The organism is Streptomyces sp. SAI-135, from assembly GCF_029893805.1.
Taxonomy (GTDB): domain Bacteria; phylum Actinomycetota; class Actinomycetes; order Streptomycetales; family Streptomycetaceae; genus Streptomyces.
This window is the reverse complement of sequence record NZ_JARXYP010000002.1, coordinates 4,188,121-4,206,351: the sequence shown is the minus strand read 5'-3', so window position 1 is coordinate 4,206,351 and position 18,231 is coordinate 4,188,121. Positions and strand designations below refer to the sequence as shown.

The following is an 18,231-nucleotide window of genomic DNA, read 5'->3' as shown; positions in this document are numbered from 1 at the left end:
TACTGCGGGACCGGGGGCGGGCGCCCCCGAATATCGGCGGCCCGCACCCCGGCCCCCGGACCTCGCGCCCACAAATAATGCAATCACGCTTGCTTGTTTTCCGGGTCGCTGACATCCTCGCCCCATGGCAGACCCCACGCCCGTCATCGACGACCTGTGTGCGGAGAGCGAGGAACTCGACCTGCTCGTGGCCGAGTTGAGCGCCGAGCAATGGGCGCTCGCCACCCCCGCCCCCGGCTGGACCGTGGCCCACCAGATCGCCCACCTCGCCTGGACCGACCACTCCTCCCTGCTCGCCGTCACCGACCAGGAGGCCTTCTCCCGCGAGGTCGAGAAGGCGCTGGCCGCCCCCGGGGACTTCGTGGACGAGGGCGCGGCGGAGGGCGCCCGCAAGCCTCCGGCGCGACTGCTCGCCTACTGGCGGGCGGGACGCGAGGACCTGGCCGAGGCCCTGCGCAAGGCCCCCGAGGGCGCCCGCTTCCCCTGGTACGGCCCACCCATGTCCACCGCCTCCATGGCCACCGCCCGCCTCATGGAGACCTGGGCCCACGGTCTGGACGTGGCGGACGCGCTGGGAGTGACCCGTGCGGCGACCGACCGGATCCGGCACATCGTCCGCCTCGGCGTCCGCACCCGTGACTTCGCCTTCGGCGTGCACGGGCTGACCCCGCCGTTCGAGGAGTTCCGCATCGAAGTCACCGCCCCTTCGGGCGAGTTGTGGACCTACGGCCCCGAGAACGCCACCGACTGCGTCACCGGTCCCGCCCTCGACCTCTGCCTCCTGGTCACCCAGCGGGCCCACCGGAGCGACCTCGCCCTGATCGCCCAGGGCCAGGACGCGGACCGCTGGCTCGACATCGCCCAGGCTTTCGCGGGCCCACCCGGCGCGGGGCGCGCGGCGAAGGGGGTGCGCGGATGAGTCTGCGTATCGGTCAGGGGGCCGGGGTTCGGGGTGGCTGCTTGGGTGGCGGGCGGTGTGAGGGTGTGGGTGGCGATCGGCGGGTTGTGCTCGCCCAGGTTCTCGCGGGATTGCCCGGTGCGGGTCGCGTGGCGGAGAGTCTTTGTGCCGGCAGGGGGTTCGGGTTTGGCGGTGGCTGCTTGAGTGGCGGGAGGGGCGAGGGCGCGGGTGCCGATCGGCGGGTTGTGCTCGCCCAGGTTCTCGCGGGCTCGCCCGGTGCGGGTCGCGTGGCGGGGAAGCTGTGTTCCGGCGGGGCGTGCGGGGTTCGAGCCGGCTGGTCGGGGGCGGGGCTTGCCGTGGGTGCGGGCGCTGTTCGCAGGGGCGTGGTGTTCGCGGGATCGCCCGGTGTGAGTCGCGTGGCGGAGGACCTCCGTAGCGGCAGGGCGCCCGGACTTCGCCGTGGTGGTCGCTCGGGTGCCGGGCAGGGCGACGGCCGGGACGCCGACCACTCCAGCGGCGCCGCCCCGGCCCCCCTCGCCGGGCCGTCCGGCCAGGGACGGGCAGCGAAGGGGGCCGGCGAGTGAACCCCCTCCGCATCGGCAACGCCTCCGGCTTCTACGGCGACCGTTTCGACGCGATGCGCGAGATGCTCACCGGTGGTGAACTCGACGTCCTCACCGGCGACTACCTCGCCGAGCTGACCATGCTCATCCTGGGCCGGGACTGGCTGAAGGACCCGGGCGCCGGATATGCCCGGACGTTCCTGCGGCAGCTGGAGGAGTGCCTCGGCCTGGCGCGGGAGCGCGGTGTCCGGATCGTCGCCAACGCGGGCGGCCTCAATCCGGCCGGACTCTCCGCGCGCGTAAGGGAATTGGCCGAGCGCCTGGGCCTGGAGACGCGTGTCGCGCATGTGGAAGGCGACGACCTCACCGCCCGCCACCCCGGCAGCCTCGCCGCCCACGCCTACCTCGGCGGCTTCGGCATCGCGGCCTGTCTGCGCGAGGGCGCGGACGTGGTCGTGACCGGCCGGGTGACGGACGCGGCCCTGGTCACCGGGCCCGCCGCCGCCCGCTTCGGCTGGGGGCCGGGGGAGTACGACCGCCTCGCGGGAGCGGTCGTCGCCGGCCACGTGCTGGAGTGCGGGACCCAGGCGACCGGCGGGAACTACGCGTTCTTCGCGGAGGGCCGGCACGATCTGCGACGGCCCGGCTTCCCCCTCGCCGAACTCCACGAGGACGGCACCGCCGTGATCACCAAGCACCCCGGCACCGGCGGCTTCGTGGACGTCGGCACGGTCACGGCCCAGCTGCTGTACGAGACGCAGGGCGCCCGGTACGCGGGCCCCGACGTCACCGCCCGCCTCGACACCGTCCGGCTCACCCAGGACGGCCCCGACCGTGTCCGCATCTCCGGCGTACGCGGCGAGGCCCCGCCTCCCACCCTCAAGGTCGGCCTCAACCGCCTCGGCGGCTTCCGCAACGAGGTCGTCTTCGTGCTGACCGGCCTGGACATCGAGGCCAAGGCGGCCCTGGTGCGGGAGCAGATGGGGCCAGCCCTCGCCAAGGTCGCCCACGTCGACTGGGACCTGGTCCGCACCGACCGCCCGGACGCCCCGACCGAGGAGACCGCCAGCGCCCTGCTGCGACTGGTCGTCCGCGACGCGGACCAGGAGGCCGTAGGACGGGCGCTCAGCGGGGCCGCAGTGGAACTGGCCCTCGCGAGCTATCCCGGCTTCCATGTGCTGGCCCCACCGGGGAAGGGCTCGCCCTATGGGGTCTTCGAGGATGTGTACGTCCCCCATGGAGCCGTGGACCATGTGGCCGTCCTCGACGACGGGCGGCGGATCCCTGTGGCGCCGGCCCAGGAGACCGCCGTACTCGAAAGCCCTCCGCAGCCACCCCCGCCCGAGCCCCTGCCGGCCGGTCCGACCCGGCGCGCCCCTCTCGGGCTCGTCGCCGGAGCCCGCAGCGGGGACAAGGGCGGGAACGCAAACGTGGGCGTGTGGGTCCGCACGGACGAGGCCTGGCGGTGGCTCGCGCACACCCTCACCGTCGACCGGCTGCGGGAACTCCTGCCGGAGACCGCCGATTTGACCGTCACCCGGCACGACCTCCCGCACCTGCGCGCCCTGAACTTCGTCGTCGAGGGAATCCTCGGCGAGGGCGTCGCCGCCCAGCACCGCTTCGACCCGCAGGCCAAGGCCCTCGGCGAATGGCTGCGCTCCCGCCACCTGGACATCCCGGAGGCCCTGCTGTGACGATCCTTCAGTCCACCCTCGACACCACCGGCCCCGACTACCGGGCCCACCGCGACTCCATGCTCGCCAAGCTCACCGAGCTGGAAGCCGAGCACGCGAAGGCGCTGGCGGGCGGCGGTGAGAAGTACGTCCAACGGCACCGGAAGCGCGGCAAGCTGCTCGCCCGCGAGCGCATCGAGCTGCTCCTCGACCCCGACACGCCGTTCCTGGAACTGTCCCCGCTGGCCGCCTGGGGCAGCGACCACACGGTCGGCGCCTCCCTCGTCACCGGCATCGGCGTGGTCGAGGGCGTGGAGTGCCTGATCACCGCCAACGACCCGACCGTGCGCGGCGGTGCGAGCAACCCGTGGTCGCTGAAGAAGGCCCTGCGGGCCAACGACATCGCGCTCGCCAACCGGCTGCCCTGCATCAGCCTGGTGGAGTCCGGCGGCGCCGATCTGCCCTCCCAGAAGGAGATCTTCATCCCGGGCGGGGCCATCTTCCGGGACCTGACGAGGCTGTCGGCCGCCGGGATACCGACCCTCGCCGTCGTCTTCGGCAACTCGACGGCCGGCGGCGCCTACGTCCCCGGCATGTCCGACCACGTGATCATGGTCAAGGAGCGGGCCAAGGTGTTCCTCGGCGGCCCGCCCCTCGTCAAGATGGCCACCGGCGAGGAGAGCGACGACGAGTCCCTGGGCGGTGCCGAGATGCACGCGCGCGTGTCCGGCCTCGCCGACTACTTCGCCGTGGACGAGCGGGACGCGCTCCGGCAGGCCCGGAGGGTGGTGGCCCGCCTCAACCACCGCAAGGCGTACGACGATCCGGGCCCGGCCGAGCCGCCCAAGTACGACGCCGACGAACTGCTGGGGATCGTCCCCGGCGACCTCAAGGCACCGTTCGACCCGCGCGAGGTGATCGCCCGGATCGTCGACGGCTCCGACTTCGACGAGTTCAAGCCGCTGTACGGGACGAGCCTGGTGACGGGCTGGGCGGCGCTGCACGGCTATCCGGTCGGCGTGCTGGCCAACGCCCAGGGAGTCCTGTTCTCCGCGGAGTCCCAGAAGGCGGCCCAGTTCATCCAGCTCGCCAACCAGCGCGACATCCCGCTGCTCTTCCTGCACAACACCACCGGCTACATGGTCGGCAAGGAGTACGAGCAGGGCGGCATCATCAAACACGGCGCGATGATGATCAACGCGGTCAGCAACTCGAAGGTCCCGCACCTGTCCGTCCTCATGGGCGCCTCCTACGGCGCCGGCCACTACGGCATGTGCGGCCGCGCCTACGACCCCCGCTTCCTGTTCGCCTGGCCCACCGCCAAGTCGGCCGTCATGGGCCCCCAGCAGCTGGCCGGCGTGCTCTCCATCGTGGCCCGCCAGTCCGCGGCGGCGAAGGGCCTGCCCTACGACGAGGAGGGCGACGCCGCCCTGCGCGCCATGGTGGAGCAGCAGATCGAGTCCGAGTCGCTGCCCATGTTCCTGTCCGGGCGGCTCTACGACGACGGCGTCATCGACCCCCGCGACACCCGGACGGTCCTCGGCATGTGTCTGTCCGCGATCCACACCGCCCCCTACGAGGGCGCCCGCGGCGGCTTCGGCGTCTTCCGGATGTGAGGGAAACCTTCAGTGATCACTTCTGTGCTCGTCGCCAACCGGGGCGAGATCGCCTGCCGGATCTTCCGCACCTGCCACGACCTCGGCATCCGGACGGTCGCGGTGCACTCGGACCCGGACGCGAACGCCCTGCACACCCGCACGGCGGACGCGGCGGTACGGCTGCCGGGCGCGTCCCCCGCCGACACCTACCTGCGCGCCGACCTGATCGTGAAGGCGGCGCTGGCCTCCGGCGCCGACGCCGTGCACCCCGGCTACGGCTTCCTCTCCGAGAACGCCGACTTCGCCCGGGCCGTCCTGGACGCGGGCCTCGTCTGGATCGGGCCGCCCCCGCGGGCGATCGAGGCGATGGCGTCCAAGACGCGCGCCAAGGAACTGATGGGCCTGGCGCCCCTGCGGGACGTGACCCCGGCCGATCTGCCGGTGCTGGTGAAGGCGGCCGCGGGCGGCGGAGGCCGCGGCATGCGGGTCGTGCGCCGCATGGAGGACCTGGCGGCCGCACTGGAGAGCGCACGCGCGGAGGCCGCGAGCGCCTTCGGCGACGGCGAGGTCTTCGTCGAGCCGTACGTCGAGGACGGCCGCCACGTCGAGGTCCAGATCCTCGCCGACACCCACGGCACGGTCTGGGCCCTGGGCACCCGGGACTGCTCCCTCCAGCGCCGCCACCAGAAGGTGATCGAGGAGGCCCCGGCCCCCGGCCTCCCGGAGGACCTCAGGGCGGAACTGCACGAGCTGGCGGTACGGGCGGCCCGCGCGGTGGACTACGTGGGCGCGGGCACGGTCGAGTTCCTGGTCTCCGGCACCAAGGCGCACTTCCTGGAGATGAACACCCGCCTCCAGGTCGAACACCCGGTGACGGAGGCGGTGTTCGGCCTCGACCTGGTGGCGGAACAGCTCCGCATAGCGGAGGGGGCACCCCTCTCCGAACAGCCCCCGCGCGCGCGGGGCCACGCCGTCGAGGTCCGTCTGTACGCCGAGGACCCGTCCCGGGACTGGGCTCCGCAGACCGGCACCCTGCACCGTCTGTCGGTCCCCGACTCCGTCCGCCTGGACACGGGCTACGAGAGCGGCGACGACATAGGGGTCCACTACGACCCGATGCTCGCCAAGGTCGTCGCCCACGCCCCCACGCGCGCGGAGGCGGTCCGCAAACTGGCCGGAGCCCTGGAGAAGGCCACCATCCACGGCCCCACCACGAACAGGGACCTGCTGCTGAACTCCCTGCGCCACAAGGAGTTCACCACGGCCCGCATGGACACCGGCTTCTACGACCGCCACCTGCCCGACCTCACCGGGCCCGCCGCGGACCCGCTGGCCCCCCTGGCGGCGGCCCTCGCGGACGCGGTCGGCCGCTCCCGCTTCGGCGGCTTCCGCAACCTCCCCGCCACCCCGCAGACCAAGCGCTACGAGATGGCGGGCGAGGAGTACGAGGTCTCCTACCGCCACACCAGGAACGGTCTGGAGGCGGACGGGGTCCGGGTGATCCACGCGGACGCGAGCAGGGTCGTACTCGAAGTGGACGGCGTAGAGCGGAAGTTCGAGGTGTCGAGGTACGGCGACCAGGTCCACGTCGGCGCCACGGCGCTCAAGGCGCTGCCCCGCTTCCCGGACCCGCAGGCCCAGTTGGTCCCGGGCTCGCTGCTGGCTCCCATGCCGGGCACGGTCGTACGCGTCGCGGACGGCCTGGCCGAGGGGGCCGCCGTGGAGGCGGGCCAGCCTCTCCTCTGGCTGGAGGCGATGAAGATGGAACACAGGATCACGGCTCCCCACGCGGGAACGCTCAGCGAACTGAATGCAGTTGTCGGCCAACAGGTGACGGTCGGCTCTCTACTGGCGGTAGTCGAACCTGCCTAGGGGCGCGGGGAACTGCGCGCCCAGCCCCAACGAAGGAGCCACATGCCCACGATCGAATCTGATGAGCACAAGTCTCTGCGTAACGCCGTAGCCGCCCTCGGCAAACGCCACGGCCGCGACTACGACCGAGAGGCACTCTGGTCCGAGGCCGCCAAACTCGGCTACCTCGGCGTCAACCTCCCCGAGGAGTACGGAGGCGGAGGCGGCGGCATAGCCGAACTCTCCATCGTCCTCGAAGAGCTGGGCGCGGCCGGCGCCCCCCTCCTGATGATGATCGTGTCCCCCGCCATCTGCGGCACGGTGATCGCCCGCTTCGGCACCGAGTCCCAGAAGCAGGAGTGGCTCCCGGCCCTCGCCGACGGCACCCGCACGATGGCCTTCGGCATCACCGAACCCGACGCCGGCTCCAACAGCCACCGCATCACCACCACGGCTCACCGCGACGGAGCCGACTGGCTCCTCACCGGCCGCAAGGTCTTCGTCTCCGGCGTCGACATCGCCGACGCCACCCTCATCGTCGGCCGCACCGAGGACTCCCGGACCGGCCGCCTCAAGCCCTGCCTGTTCATCGTGCCCCGGGACGCCCCGGGCTTCGGCAGGCGCCGGATCGAGATGGAACTGAACGCCCAGGAGAAGCAGTTCGAGCTCACCCTCGACGACGTGCGCCTGCCCGCCGAAGCGCTCGTGGGCGACGAGGACGCCGGCCTCCTGCAACTCTTCGCAGGACTCAACCCCGAACGCATCATGACGGCCGCGTTCGCGATCGGCATGGGCCGCTACGCCCTCGCCCAGGCGATCACGTACGCCAGGGACCGCACGGTCTGGAACACCCCCATCGGCGCCCACCAGGCCATCGCCCACCCCCTCGCCCAGGCCCACATCGACCTGGAACTGGCCCGCCTGATGATGCAGAAGGCCGCCCACCTGTACGACGAGGGCGACGACGTGGGCGCGGGAGAGGCCGCCAACATGGCGAAGTACGCGGCGGGGGAGGCCTGTGTGAAGGCGGTCGACCAGGCCGTCCACACCCTCGGCGGCAACGGCCTCACCCGCGAGTTCGGGATCGCCTCGCTGATAACGGCCGCCCGCGTGGCTCGTATCGCACCGGTCAGCAGGGAGATGATTCTCAACTACGTCTCCCACCAGACCCTCGGCCTGCCCAAGTCGTACTAGGCCGCCCTGGAAACCAGGCCGTCTTGGAGGAACCGTGTTCCGCAGCGAGTACGCAGACGTCCAGCCCGTCGAACTGCCCATCCATGACGCGGTCCTCGCCCGGGCCGCCGAGTTCGGTGACGCGCCCGCCCTGATCGACGGCACCGACGGCACCACCCTCACCTACGCACAGCTGGACCGGTTCCACCGCCGGGTCGCCGCGGGCCTCGCGGAGGCGGGCGTCGTCAAGGGGGACGTGCTCGCGCTGCACAGCCCCAACACGATCGCCTTCCCCACCGCGTTCTACGCCGCCACCCGCGCGGGTGCCTCCGTCACGACCGTGCACCCGCTCTCCACGGCTGAGGAGTTCGCCAAGCAGCTCTCCGACTCCGCCGCCCGCTGGATCGTCACCGTCTCGCCGCTCCTCGAGACCGCGCGCCGGGCCGCCGAACTCGCGGGCGGAGTCCGGGAGATCCTCGTCTGCGACAGCGCCCCCGGCCACCGCTCCCTCATCGACATGCTGGCCTCGACGGCCCCCGAGCCGCGTGTCGCCATCGACCCGGCGACGGACGTGGCGGCCCTGCCGTACTCCTCGGGCACCACCGGCACCCCCAAGGGCGTGATGCTCACCCACCGGCAGATCGCCACCAACCTCGCCCAGCTCCAGCCGCTGATGTCGGCGGGCCCCGAGGACCGCATCCTCGCGGTCCTGCCCTTCTTCCACATCTACGGCCTCACGGCCCTGATGAACGCGCCCCTGCGCGTCGGCGCCTCCGTCGTCGTGCTGCCCCGCTTCGACCTGGAGACCTTCCTCGCGGCCATCCAGAACCACCGCATCACCGGCCTGTACGTGGCCCCGCCGATCGTCCTCGCCCTCGCCAAGCATCCCCTGGTCGAGCACTACGACCTGTCGTCCCTGCGCTACATCGTCAGCGCCGCCGCCCCCCTGGACGCCCGGCTCGCCGCCGCCTGCTCGGCCCGGCTCGGCCTGCCGCCCGTCGGCCAGGCGTACGGCATGACGGAACTCTCGCCCGGCACCCACGTCGTCCCCCTGTCCGCCATGCGCGAGGCACCCCCCGGGACCGTCGGCAAGCTCATCGCGGGCACCGAGATGCGGATCGTCTCCCTCGACGACCCCGCCGAGGACCTCGGCACCGGCGAGCCCGGCGAGATCCTCATCCGCGGTCCGCAGGTCATGAAGGGCTACCTCGGCCGCCCCGACGACACCGCCGCGATGATCGACGCCGACGGCTGGCTGCACACCGGGGACGTCGGCCATGTCGACGCCGAGGGCTGGCTGTTCGTCGTCGACCGGGTCAAGGAGCTCATCAAGTACAAGGGCTTCCAGGTGGCGCCCGCCGAACTGGAGGCCCTCCTGCTCACCCACCCCGGCATCGCCGACGCGGCCGTCATCGGCGTCTACAACGACCAGGGCAACGAGGTCCCGCACGCCTTCGTCGTCCGCCAGCCCACCGCGGGCGACCTCTCCGAGAGCGAGGTCATGATGTACGTCGCCGAACGCGTCGCCCCCTACAAACGTGTCCGCCAGGTCACCTTCCTCGACGCGGTGCCCCGGGCCGCCTCCGGCAAGATCCTGCGCCGACGGCTCAGGGAGCGCGCATGACCGTGATCACCCGCACACGCGCGCGTGGCGTCGAGAGCCTCGCCCTCGACTCCCCGCACAACCGCAACGCCCTGTCGGCCGCCCTGGTGGGCGAGCTGGCCGCCGCGCTGACGGACTGCGCCACCGATCCGGACGTCCGCGCGGTCGTCCTCACCCACACCGGCACCACCTTCTCCGCGGGCGCCGACCTGAAGGACCCCCCGCACCCGGACGCCCTGGTCGCACTCCTGCGGCAGATCCTGGAACTCGGCAAGCCGGTCGTCGCACGCGTCACCGGGCACGTCCGCGCGGGCGGCCTCGGCCTCCTCGCCGCCTGCGACATCGCCGCCGCGTCCACCGGGTCGACGTTCGCCTTCACCGAGGTACGGATCGGAGTCGCCCCCGCGGTCATCTCGCTGACCCTGCTGCCCCGCACCGACCCCCGCGCCCTGGCCCGCCACTACCTCACCGGCGAACGCTTCGACGCCGCCGAGGCGGTCCGCACCGGCCTGGTGACGGCGGCGGGCGACGACGTGGACGCCGTACTCGAACCGATCCTGGGCGGCCTGCGCCGGTCCGCCCCCGAGGCCCTGGCCGAGACGAAACGGCTGCTCACCGCTAGGGTGCTGGAGACCTTCGACCGGGACGCGGCCGACCTGACCGCGCTCTCGGCCCGGCTGTTCGCCTCCCCGCACGCGCGCGAGGGCATGACAGCCTTCCTGGAACGACGGGATCCCTCATGGGTGGTGTGACCACGATCGGCGACCGGGCCGACCGCGTGCCGAAGCAGGACCGCAGCCGGGCCACCCGGCAGCGCCTCCTCGAAGCCGCCGTGGCCTGCCTCGCCGAACACGGCTGGGCCGGCTCCACGGTCACCGTCGTCGCCGAACGCGCCGGCGTCTCCCGAGGCGCCGCCCAGCACCACTTCCCGACCCGCGAGGCCCTCTTCACGGCCGCGGTCGAGTACGTGGCGGAGGAACGCTCCACAGCCCTGCGCGCCCTGTTCCCGCAGGGCGCCGCGGACGACCGCCGCGCGGTCGTCTCGGCCCTGGTCGACCTCTACACGGGCCCGCTCTTCCGAGCCGCCCTCCACCTCTGGGTGGCAGCCTCCAACGAGGAGCAACTGCGCCCCCAGGTGACGGAGCTGGAGGCGAGGGTGGGCCGGGAGACCCACAGGATCGCGGTGGACCTGCTGGGCGCGGACGAGTCAAAGCCGGGCGTCCGGGAGACGGTCCAGGGCCTCCTGGACATGGCGAGGGGCCTGGGCCTGGCGAATCTCCTCACGGACGACCACGCTCGCCGGGAGAGGGTTGTGGCGCAGTGGGTCGTACTGATGGACGAGGCCCTGCGTCTTTAGGGGCGCGGGGAACTGCGCGACCAGCCACGACGGACCCGCAGTCGCCCACGTCCCACAGGCACCCGTGTCAGTGGGCGATGCTCCCGTACCCCTCGATGTCCCGAGGACTCCGCGAGCCCGGTCCCACATACCGCGCCGACGGCCGCACCAGCCGCCCCGTCCGCTTCTGCTCAAGAATGTGCGCCGACCACCCGGCGGTCCGCGCGCACGTGAACATCGACGTGAACATGTGCGCCGGCACCTCCGCGAAGTCGAGGACGATCGCCGCCCAGAACTCCACGTTCGTGGCCAGCACCCGGTCCGGCCGCCGCGCGTGCAACTCCGCCAGCGCCGCCTTCTCCAGCGCCTCGGCCACCTCGAACCGAGGCGCCCCCAGCTCACGCGCCGTTCGACGCAGCACCCGCGCGCGCGGGTCCTCGGCCCGGTACACCCGGTGCCCGAACCCCATCAGCCGCTCACCGCGGTCCAGCGCCTGCCTGACGTACGCCTCGGCGTCCCCGGTCCGCTCGATCTCCTCGATCATCCCGAGCACCCGGGACGGCGCCCCGCCGTGCAGCGGTCCGGACATGGCACCCACGGCACCCGACAGCGCGGCGGCGACATCCGCCCCCGTGGAGGCGATCACGCGCGCGGTGAACGTCGACGCGTTCATCCCGTGCTCCGCGGCCGACGTCCAGTACGCGTCCACGGCGGCCACGTGCTTGGGGTCCGGCTCCCCACGCCAGCGGATCATGAACCGCTCGACGACGGACTGCGCCTTGTCGATCTCCCGCTGCGGCACCATCGGCCGCCCCTGCCCGCGGGCGGACTGGGCGACGTAGGACAGCGCCATCACGGCGGCCCGGGCGAGGTCGGCACGCGCCTGCCCGGCATCGATGTCCAGCAGCGGTTTGAGCCCCCACACCGGCGCGAGCATGGCCAGCGCCGACTGGACGTCCACGCGGATGTCCCCGGAGTGCACCGGGATCGGGAACGGCTCGGCGGGCGGCAGACCGGGATTGAAGGCGCCGTCGACCAGGAGTCCCCACACGTTGCCGAACGAGACATGGCCGACCAGATCCTCGATGTCGACGCCCCGGTACCGCAGCGCGCCGCCTTCCTTGTCCGGTTCGGCGATCTCCGTCTCGAACGCGACGACGCCTTCGAGGCCTGGGACAAACCCGGGGTCGAGGTCGGACATGAGGCGGCTCCTCGTGAGATGTACGACGGATGACGCCACGATATCCCCGGGTGCCACCTTTGGGGAGAGCAAGCGGCACTCAGTGCCACCGTCCGTGCGGAGGCGATCCGTACGGCAAGATGACGACGTGACCGACGCCGCACACGCCGTCTTCCCGGACCCCGCCGCCATGCGCCGGCAGTACCGGGCGGAGGGTCTCACCGAGACCGACCTGGCCGCCACGCCCGTCGAGCAGTTCGCGCGCTGGTTCAAGCAGGCGGCCAGCGAGGCCCACCTCTTCGAGCCGAACGCCATGGTCGTCTCCACCGCCGACGCCGAGGGCCGCCCCAGCTCCCGCACGGTCCTGCTCAAGCAGTTCGACGAACAGGGCTTCGTCTTCTACACGAACTACGACTCCCGCAAGGGCAGGGACCTCGCCGCCAACCCGTACGTCTGCCTGCTGTTCCCCTGGCACCCCATGGCCCGCCAGGTGATCGTCACCGGCCTCGCCCGCCGCACCGGCCGCGACGAGACCGCCGCCTACTTCCGCACCCGCCCGCACGGCTCCCAGCTCGGCGCCTGGGCCAGCGCGCAGTCCTCGGTGATCGAGAGCCGCGAGCAGGTCGACACGGCCTACGCGGATCTCGCCGCCCGCTACCCCGAGGGCGAACAGGTACCGGTGCCCCCGCACTGGGGCGGCTTCCGGGTGGCACCGGAGACGGTGGAGTTCTGGCAGGGCCGGGAGAACCGCCTGCACGACCGGCTGCGCTACGTGGCGCAGGCGAACGGGAGCTGGCGGGTGGAGCGGCTGAGCCCCTGAGCCCCGGGGCCCCGGAACGCAGGCGACCCGCGAGCTCTGGGTCCCTCCGCCTGGGGCGGGGGAGCCGGCCGGACGTTACCGGCGAGCTCGCGGGTCGGGTGACTGCGTTGGATTGGCCGGCTGCGTGCAACGCGTGCACGCCGGTCCGGCACCGCACTCGGTGGGTGACGGGCCCTAGCCCGCAGCCACCTCTTCCGTCCGGTATGAATACATCTGCCGAACCACCTCCTTTCCGAAGTACCTGAACCCTAAGAAGCCCGCCCCCTCCGGTTCAACCCCTTTTTTCGCGGGACCGCACCGGAGGTCTTCCGGGGGCGATGGACGGGCCCGGAACGATCACCTAGCGTGCGGCCATGACTGAGCTGCGGATCGAACCCGTCGTGGGCGACGACATGGCCGAGGAGTGGCGGCACGTGCACAACGTGATCGTTCCGCCGGCCGCCATGAGCGCCGAGGACGTACGCGAGCGGGTCCGGCGCTACCGGCTGGAGAACGCCTACCTCGGGGACGTACTCGTGGGCTGCTCGACCGTCCGCCCGCCGCACGGGGAGGACGCCGTGGCGACCGTCATCGCGCGCGTGCTGCCCGATTACCGCGGACGGGGTTTCGGAACGGCTCTCTACGAGAAGGGTCTTGATCATGCGCGCGAGCTCGGCGCCCGGGTGATCGAGACATGCGTGCTGGCCGTCAATGGGGACGGGACGCGGTTCGCGCGGGCACGCGGGTTCGTCGAGGTCGACCGGTATGTGCTGGACGGCGGGAGCGACGAGTGGATCGACCTGCGGCTGGAGCCGGACGGGGAAGCCGTATGAGGGGATTCGAGGCGTTTCCGGCGTACAACGATTCCTTCAATCTTGCGGGAACCCGGTGTGTGCTGCGTCACGTTCGAGTTCAATGATTGTCAGTGAGTGAAGCAGCCGGCAGGGGGTCCAGGTGAGTGCTTCCCGGCGTAGTGGGACCACCGACGAGCTGGGGCCGGACGGTCCCGGCGGTTCGGATCTGCTCGCCGCGCTGCTGGACGGCATGGACGCGGCACTGTGTGCCTTCGACGCGGACGGCGTCGTCACCCACTGGAACCGTGAGGCCGAGCGCATCCTCGGATGGACCGCGGCCGAGGCCGTGGGACGGCACGGGTTCGCCGGATGGGCCGTACGCCCCGCGGACGCCGAGGAGGTCGAGGGGCGGCTGATGTCCGCCATGCAGGCGCCCGGCCGACAGGTCCACGAGTTCGCGCTGCTGACCAAGGACGGCGGCCGGGTCCTCGTCCGCACCCAGTCCGCGGCCGTGCGCGGGCCCGACGGAAAGCCGGCCGGGGTGTACTGCGCCTTCAGCGAGGTCCACACCCAGATCGACCTGGAACGCTCGATCGCGCTCAGCGAGGCCCTGTTCGAGGACGCCTCCTGGGGTGTGGTGCTGGTCGACGCCGATCTGCGGCCCGCCGTGGTCAACGCGCACGCGGCCCGGTCGCTGGGCGTCGGGCGCACGTCCGTGCTGGGGCGGCCCCTCGGGGAACTGCTCGCGCAGGGCGTGGAGGAGCTGGAGAGCGCGCTGACCCATGTGCTGGCCGAGGGCGCGCCGCCGGCGCCGGCCGAGATCTGGGTCGGGGTGCGGACACCGGACGGCGAGAAGCGGCGCTGCTGGCGCTGCGGCTTCGTACGGCTGGCCTCGCCGCTCGCGGAGGAGCCGGTGCCGCTGGGCGTCGGCTGGCTGTTCCAGGACGTCACCGAGGCCAAGCAGAGCGAACAGGAGGCCTCGCTGCTGAGGTTCCGCACCAACCAGCTGCACCGGGCGGCCCGGGCGGCCGCGGAGTGCGAGGACCCGGCCGAGGCCGCCGTCGTCCACCTGGACTTCGCCCTCGCCGGCTTCGCCGATCACGCCCTGATCGACCGGGTGGCCGGGGGCGCGGTGGCCGACGGCGAGGAGACCGGCCCGGTCCGTCTCGTACGGGTCGCCGCGACGCCCTCCGGGGCACCGGGGCCGAGTCTGCAGGCGCCGGGCGCGGCCGGGCTGCCCGTGCTGTACCCGGAGGGGCATCCGGCGTTGCAGTGCGTGGAGCGGGCGGGGTCGGTACGGGCGAGTGTCGGGTCGGTGCCGGGGGAGCGGGCCCGCGAGTGGGCCGAGGCCCGCCAGTGGCCCCCGGACGTGGTGCACGCGTTGTGCGCGGTGCTGCGCAGCCGGGGCCGCACGCTCGGAGTCGTGACGTTCCTGCGGGGCTCCGGCAGGGGACAGTTCGAGCGGGGCGACGCGGTGTACGCGGAGGACGTGGCGGTGCGCATCGCCGCCGCGCTGGACCTGGGCGGGGTCGTGGGGCGGGCGTAGCGGGCGCAGGTGTCTACCGCCGGTAGAAGATCCGGTCCCCGTACTCCTCGAACACCCGGTCGTTCCACTCCAGTCCGCCGTCCACGTTGCCCGAGCGCAGCAGCGGTGGCTCGATGCCCCGCTCCGCCAGCGCGCCCGCCGCCGTCGCCATCACGGCCTGGAGCAGCGCCGAGGTCACGACCGTGGAGGCCGGGGCGAAGGGAGCCGCGACGGTGTCCAGGGAGAGCTCCGCGTCGCCCGGGGCGATCTTGGAGTCGAGGACGAGGTCGCAGTGGTCCTTGAGGAAGGTGCCCGAACTGTGCCGGGGCCTGGTCTCCCGGGTGTAGGCGACCGACGTGACCCCGATGACCTTCACGCCCCGGGCCCGCGCGCCCTGGGCCATCTCCACGGGGAGCGCGTTGCGGCCGGAGAGGGAGATGATCACCAGGGCGTCGCCCGCACGGAGCGGCGAGCAGTCCAGGACCGCGCCCGCGAGACCGTCCACGCGCTCCAGGGCGGAGCCCAGGGTGGCCGGCATGACGTCGACACCCACGACCCCCGGCACCGTCAGCAGGTTCATCAGGGCGAGTCCGCCGGCCCGGTAGACGAGGTCCTGCGCGGCGAGCGAGGAGTGCCCGGCGCCGAAGGCGAAGAGCCGGCCACCCGAGGCCACGGTGTCGGCGAGGAGCTCACCGGCCGCCGCGACGGACCCGGCCTCCTCGTCGCGGACCCGTTGCAGCAGCCCGATCGCGGCGTCGAGGAACTGTCCGGACAGCTTGCCGTCAGCGCTCGCGGAGCCCGTCTCGCCCATGCGTCGTCCAACCCTTCCGTCGCCGTGTCGCGGATCACCGTGCGGTCTGGACCAGTGGGATGTCAATACGGCCGCGCGCCTGCTCGTAACCGTCCGGTTTCAACGGCGCGGCACGCTTGTCAGTGGCATCCGGCAGAATTGACGTCAGGGCCAGCGCACGAGCCGGGAAGCTGTCGTGCTTCCGGCAGATCTCATCAAGGGGCACGTATGTCCGGACTGATCGACACCACGGAGATGTATCTCCGCACCATCCTCGAGCTGGAGGAGGAAGGTGTGGTCCCGATGCGTGCCCGGATCGCCGAGCGACTCGACCAGAGCGGGCCGACGGTCAGCCAGACCGTGGCGCGGATGGAGCGCGACGGACTGGTGTCCGTCGCCACCGACCGCCACCTGGAGCTGACGGACGAGGGCCGGCGGCTGGCCACGCGCGTGATGCGCAAGCACCGGCTCGCGGAGTGCCTGCTCGTCGACGTGATCGGCCTGGAGTGGGAGCAGGTCCACGCGGAGGCGTGTCGCTGGGAGCACGTGATGAGCGAGGCGGTGGAGCGCCGGGTCCTCGAGCTGCTGCGCCACCCCACCGAGTCGCCGTACGGCAACCCCATCCCGGGGCTGGAGGAGCTGGGCGAGAAGGACGGCCCGCACCCCTTCCTGGACGAGGGCATGGTGTCGCTGGCCGAGCTGGACCCGGGTCTCGACGGCAAGACGGTCGTCGTGCGCCGTATCGGCGAGCCCATCCAGACGGACGCCCAGCTGATGTACACGCTGCGGCGGGCGGGTGTGCAGCCCGGTTCGGTGGTGAGCGTGACGGAGTCGGCCGGCGGGGTGCTGGTGGGCAGCGGCGGCGAGGCCGCGGAGCTGGAGTCGGACGTCGCCTCGCACGTGTTCGTCGCCAAGCGCTGAGGCCGGCGGGAGGGGCGCCGACCGGTCCCGTCGATCCGAGATCCACTGTGCGGAATCGCAGCGCTTCGACGCTCCCCGTGCAAGGCTGTCGCGTGAGGCATATGACCTGAGGGGGCGGGCGGATGTGCCGTGGACGTGGGGATGGCCCCGGCGCCTTCCGGTGCCGGGGCCTGTCCTCCCCTGTGCTGACCCGGAGCCCCGAGCTCCCAGGGTCATTCCCCTCGGACCGATGTCCCCGAGCGGTCCGCCTCCCGCTGAAGGTCTCCCCTCGGCGGCGGCGATCATTCCTTGAGGGGGGTCACTCGAATGAGGGGTGTTACCCCGTGAGGCCCGATTTTCGAATGTCCATTCGATAAATTCGGTGGTCCGCGGGTGACGGGGCGCGGGGGATGTGCGCTACAGGGTGTACGGCAGGAAAGCGACAGACAGGGCAGGCACAGGGGTCCGGGGAGCTAGGGGGGTGCCAATGGCGCGGCGCATCGACGTGACCGGGGCGGGCGGCGTACGTCTCGCGGCCTGGGAGTTCGGTGACCCTCCCAAGACCGATCCGGCGAACCCGGTCAGGGAGAGCCCGCACTCCCCGGAGAAACGATCACCCGGAGTGCTGTTACTCCACGGCCTGATGGGCCGTGCCTCGCACTGGGCGTCCACCGCCCGCTGGCTCTCCGAGCGCTACCGGGCCGTCGCACTCGACCAGCGGGGTCACGGCCAGAGCGAAAAACCCCCTCGGGCCGCCTTCACCCGTGACGCGTACGTCGAGGACGCGGAAGCCGCCCTCGAACAGCTGGACCTCGCCCCGGTCGTCCTCATCGGACACGCGATGGGCGCCCTGACCGCCTGGCAGCTCGCCGCCCGCCGGCCCGACCTGGTCCGCGGAGTGATCATCTGCGACATGCGGGCCTCCGCCCTCGGCGCCGCCTCGCAGCGGGAGTGGGGCGAGTGGTTCAAGGCCTGGCCCGTCCCCTTCGCCACACTGGCCGACGTCCGCAAGTGGTTCGGCGAGGACGATCCCTGGGTGGAGCGGCCCAACCCGGCGCGCGGTGAGTTCTACGCCGAGGTGATGGCCGAGTCCCCCGACGGCTGGCGCCCCGTCTTCGACCCCGAGCAGATGCTGTCGTCCCGCGAGACCTGGGTCTACGACGCCCACTGGGAGGAACTGACCCAGGTCAGGTGCCCCGCCCTGGTCGTCCGCGGCCTCGACGGCGAACTGGGCCGGGCCGAGGCCCAGGAGATGGTCCGCGTCCTGCCCCGCGGCGAGTACGCCGAGGTGGCCGACGCCGGCCACCTGGTCCACTACGACCAGCCGGAGGCCTGGAGGGCGGCGATAGAGCCCTTCCTGGACGGCCTGGGCGACCAGCCCGAGGGACCCGGCGACTGAGGCGCACGTCCACCGCCGTGGCTCGCGGGGCGAGGGGAGTGCCGTCACCACGACTCGATCAGGTGTCACCACGACTGCCCTCAGGGTGGGGCGAGTCTGCTGCCGGTGGCTCCAGCATCCCCCTTGCCTCCGTCGAGGTGGCCTTCCCT

General features: G+C 72.3%; 15 protein-coding genes. 13 read left to right on the top strand and 2 right to left on the bottom strand.

Going from position 1 to position 18,231, the window contains the following annotated elements:
• Positions 1-124: 124 nt before the first annotated feature.
• From M2163_RS23350 to M2163_RS23315, 8 genes are all read left to right on the top strand, one after another.
• Positions 125-919 (top strand): TIGR03084 family metal-binding protein, encoded by a 795-nt coding sequence (locus tag M2163_RS23350; protein ID WP_280894923.1) that lies wholly within the window; start codon positions 125-127, stop codon positions 917-919.
• A 559-nt stretch (positions 920-1,478) separates the two neighbouring features.
• Positions 1,479-3,155 (top strand): acyclic terpene utilization AtuA family protein, encoded by a 1,677-nt coding sequence (locus tag M2163_RS23345; protein WP_280894922.1) that lies wholly within the window; start codon positions 1,479-1,481, stop codon positions 3,153-3,155.
• Complete coding sequence (locus M2163_RS23340; RefSeq protein WP_280894921.1) at positions 3,152-4,750, top strand: carboxyl transferase domain-containing protein; 1,599 nt, start codon at positions 3,152-3,154, stop codon at positions 4,748-4,750. Before M2163_RS23345 ends, M2163_RS23340 begins: the two co-directional genes overlap by 4 nt.
• A gap of 12 nt (positions 4,751-4,762) precedes the next feature.
• Positions 4,763-6,604: a biotin carboxylase N-terminal domain-containing protein gene (locus tag M2163_RS23335; RefSeq protein WP_280894920.1), complete on the top strand. Its 1,842-nt coding sequence runs from the start codon at positions 4,763-4,765 to the stop codon at positions 6,602-6,604.
• Between the two features lie 42 nt (positions 6,605-6,646).
• A complete protein-coding gene (locus M2163_RS23330; protein WP_280894919.1) occupies positions 6,647-7,777 on the top strand; it encodes an acyl-CoA dehydrogenase in 1,131 nt (376 codons plus the stop codon).
• Between the two features lie 34 nt (positions 7,778-7,811).
• Positions 7,812-9,380 (top strand): 4-coumarate--CoA ligase family protein, encoded by a 1,569-nt coding sequence (locus M2163_RS23325; protein ID WP_280894918.1) that lies wholly within the window; start codon positions 7,812-7,814, stop codon positions 9,378-9,380.
• Positions 9,377-10,111, top strand: coding sequence for an enoyl-CoA hydratase family protein (locus tag M2163_RS23320; RefSeq protein ID WP_280894917.1), 735 nt, complete (start codon positions 9,377-9,379; stop codon positions 10,109-10,111). Before M2163_RS23325 ends, M2163_RS23320 begins: the two co-directional genes overlap by 4 nt.
• Positions 10,099-10,716, top strand: coding sequence for a TetR/AcrR family transcriptional regulator (locus M2163_RS23315; protein WP_280850877.1), 618 nt, complete (start codon positions 10,099-10,101; stop codon positions 10,714-10,716). Before M2163_RS23320 ends, M2163_RS23315 begins: the two co-directional genes overlap by 13 nt.
• A 67-nt stretch (positions 10,717-10,783) precedes the next feature.
• Here the strand turns inward: M2163_RS23315 and M2163_RS23310 are convergent, their stop codons facing one another.
• Positions 10,784-11,896 (bottom strand): citrate synthase 2, encoded by a 1,113-nt coding sequence (locus M2163_RS23310; protein WP_280850878.1) that lies wholly within the window; start codon positions 11,894-11,896, stop codon positions 10,784-10,786.
• A 169-nt stretch (positions 11,897-12,065) separates the two neighbouring features.
• Between M2163_RS23310 and pdxH the strand changes: the two genes are divergently transcribed.
• From pdxH to M2163_RS23295, 3 genes are all read left to right on the top strand, one after another.
• Positions 12,066-12,695 (top strand): pyridoxamine 5'-phosphate oxidase, encoded by a 630-nt coding sequence (gene pdxH / locus M2163_RS23305; RefSeq protein ID WP_280897299.1) that lies wholly within the window; start codon positions 12,066-12,068, stop codon positions 12,693-12,695.
• 353 nt (positions 12,696-13,048) lie between these two features.
• The gene (locus tag M2163_RS23300) at positions 13,049-13,507 is read left to right on the top strand and encodes a GNAT family N-acetyltransferase (protein WP_280850879.1); all 459 of its coding nucleotides are present in this window, start codon (positions 13,049-13,051) and stop codon (positions 13,505-13,507) included.
• A 121-nt stretch (positions 13,508-13,628) separates the two neighbouring features.
• Positions 13,629-15,014: a PAS domain-containing protein gene (locus M2163_RS23295; protein ID WP_280894916.1), complete on the top strand. Its 1,386-nt coding sequence runs from the start codon at positions 13,629-13,631 to the stop codon at positions 15,012-15,014.
• 13 nt (positions 15,015-15,027) lie between these two features.
• On the opposite strand, the gene M2163_RS23290 is transcribed toward M2163_RS23295, so the two are convergent.
• Positions 15,028-15,804, bottom strand: a complete 777-nt coding sequence (locus tag M2163_RS23290; RefSeq protein ID WP_280894915.1) for an SIS domain-containing protein — start codon at positions 15,802-15,804, stop codon at positions 15,028-15,030.
• A 207-nt stretch (positions 15,805-16,011) separates the two neighbouring features.
• Between M2163_RS23290 and M2163_RS23285 the strand changes: the two genes are divergently transcribed.
• Together M2163_RS23285 and M2163_RS23280 are read left to right on the top strand one after the other, a co-directional pair.
• Positions 16,012-16,704, top strand: coding sequence for a metal-dependent transcriptional regulator (locus M2163_RS23285; protein ID WP_053848992.1), 693 nt, complete (start codon positions 16,012-16,014; stop codon positions 16,702-16,704).
• A 466-nt stretch (positions 16,705-17,170) separates the two neighbouring features.
• Entirely contained in the window at positions 17,171-18,082 is a 912-nt protein-coding gene (locus tag M2163_RS23280) for an alpha/beta hydrolase (RefSeq protein WP_280850882.1), read from the top strand.
• Positions 18,083-18,231 lie beyond the last annotated feature (149 nt).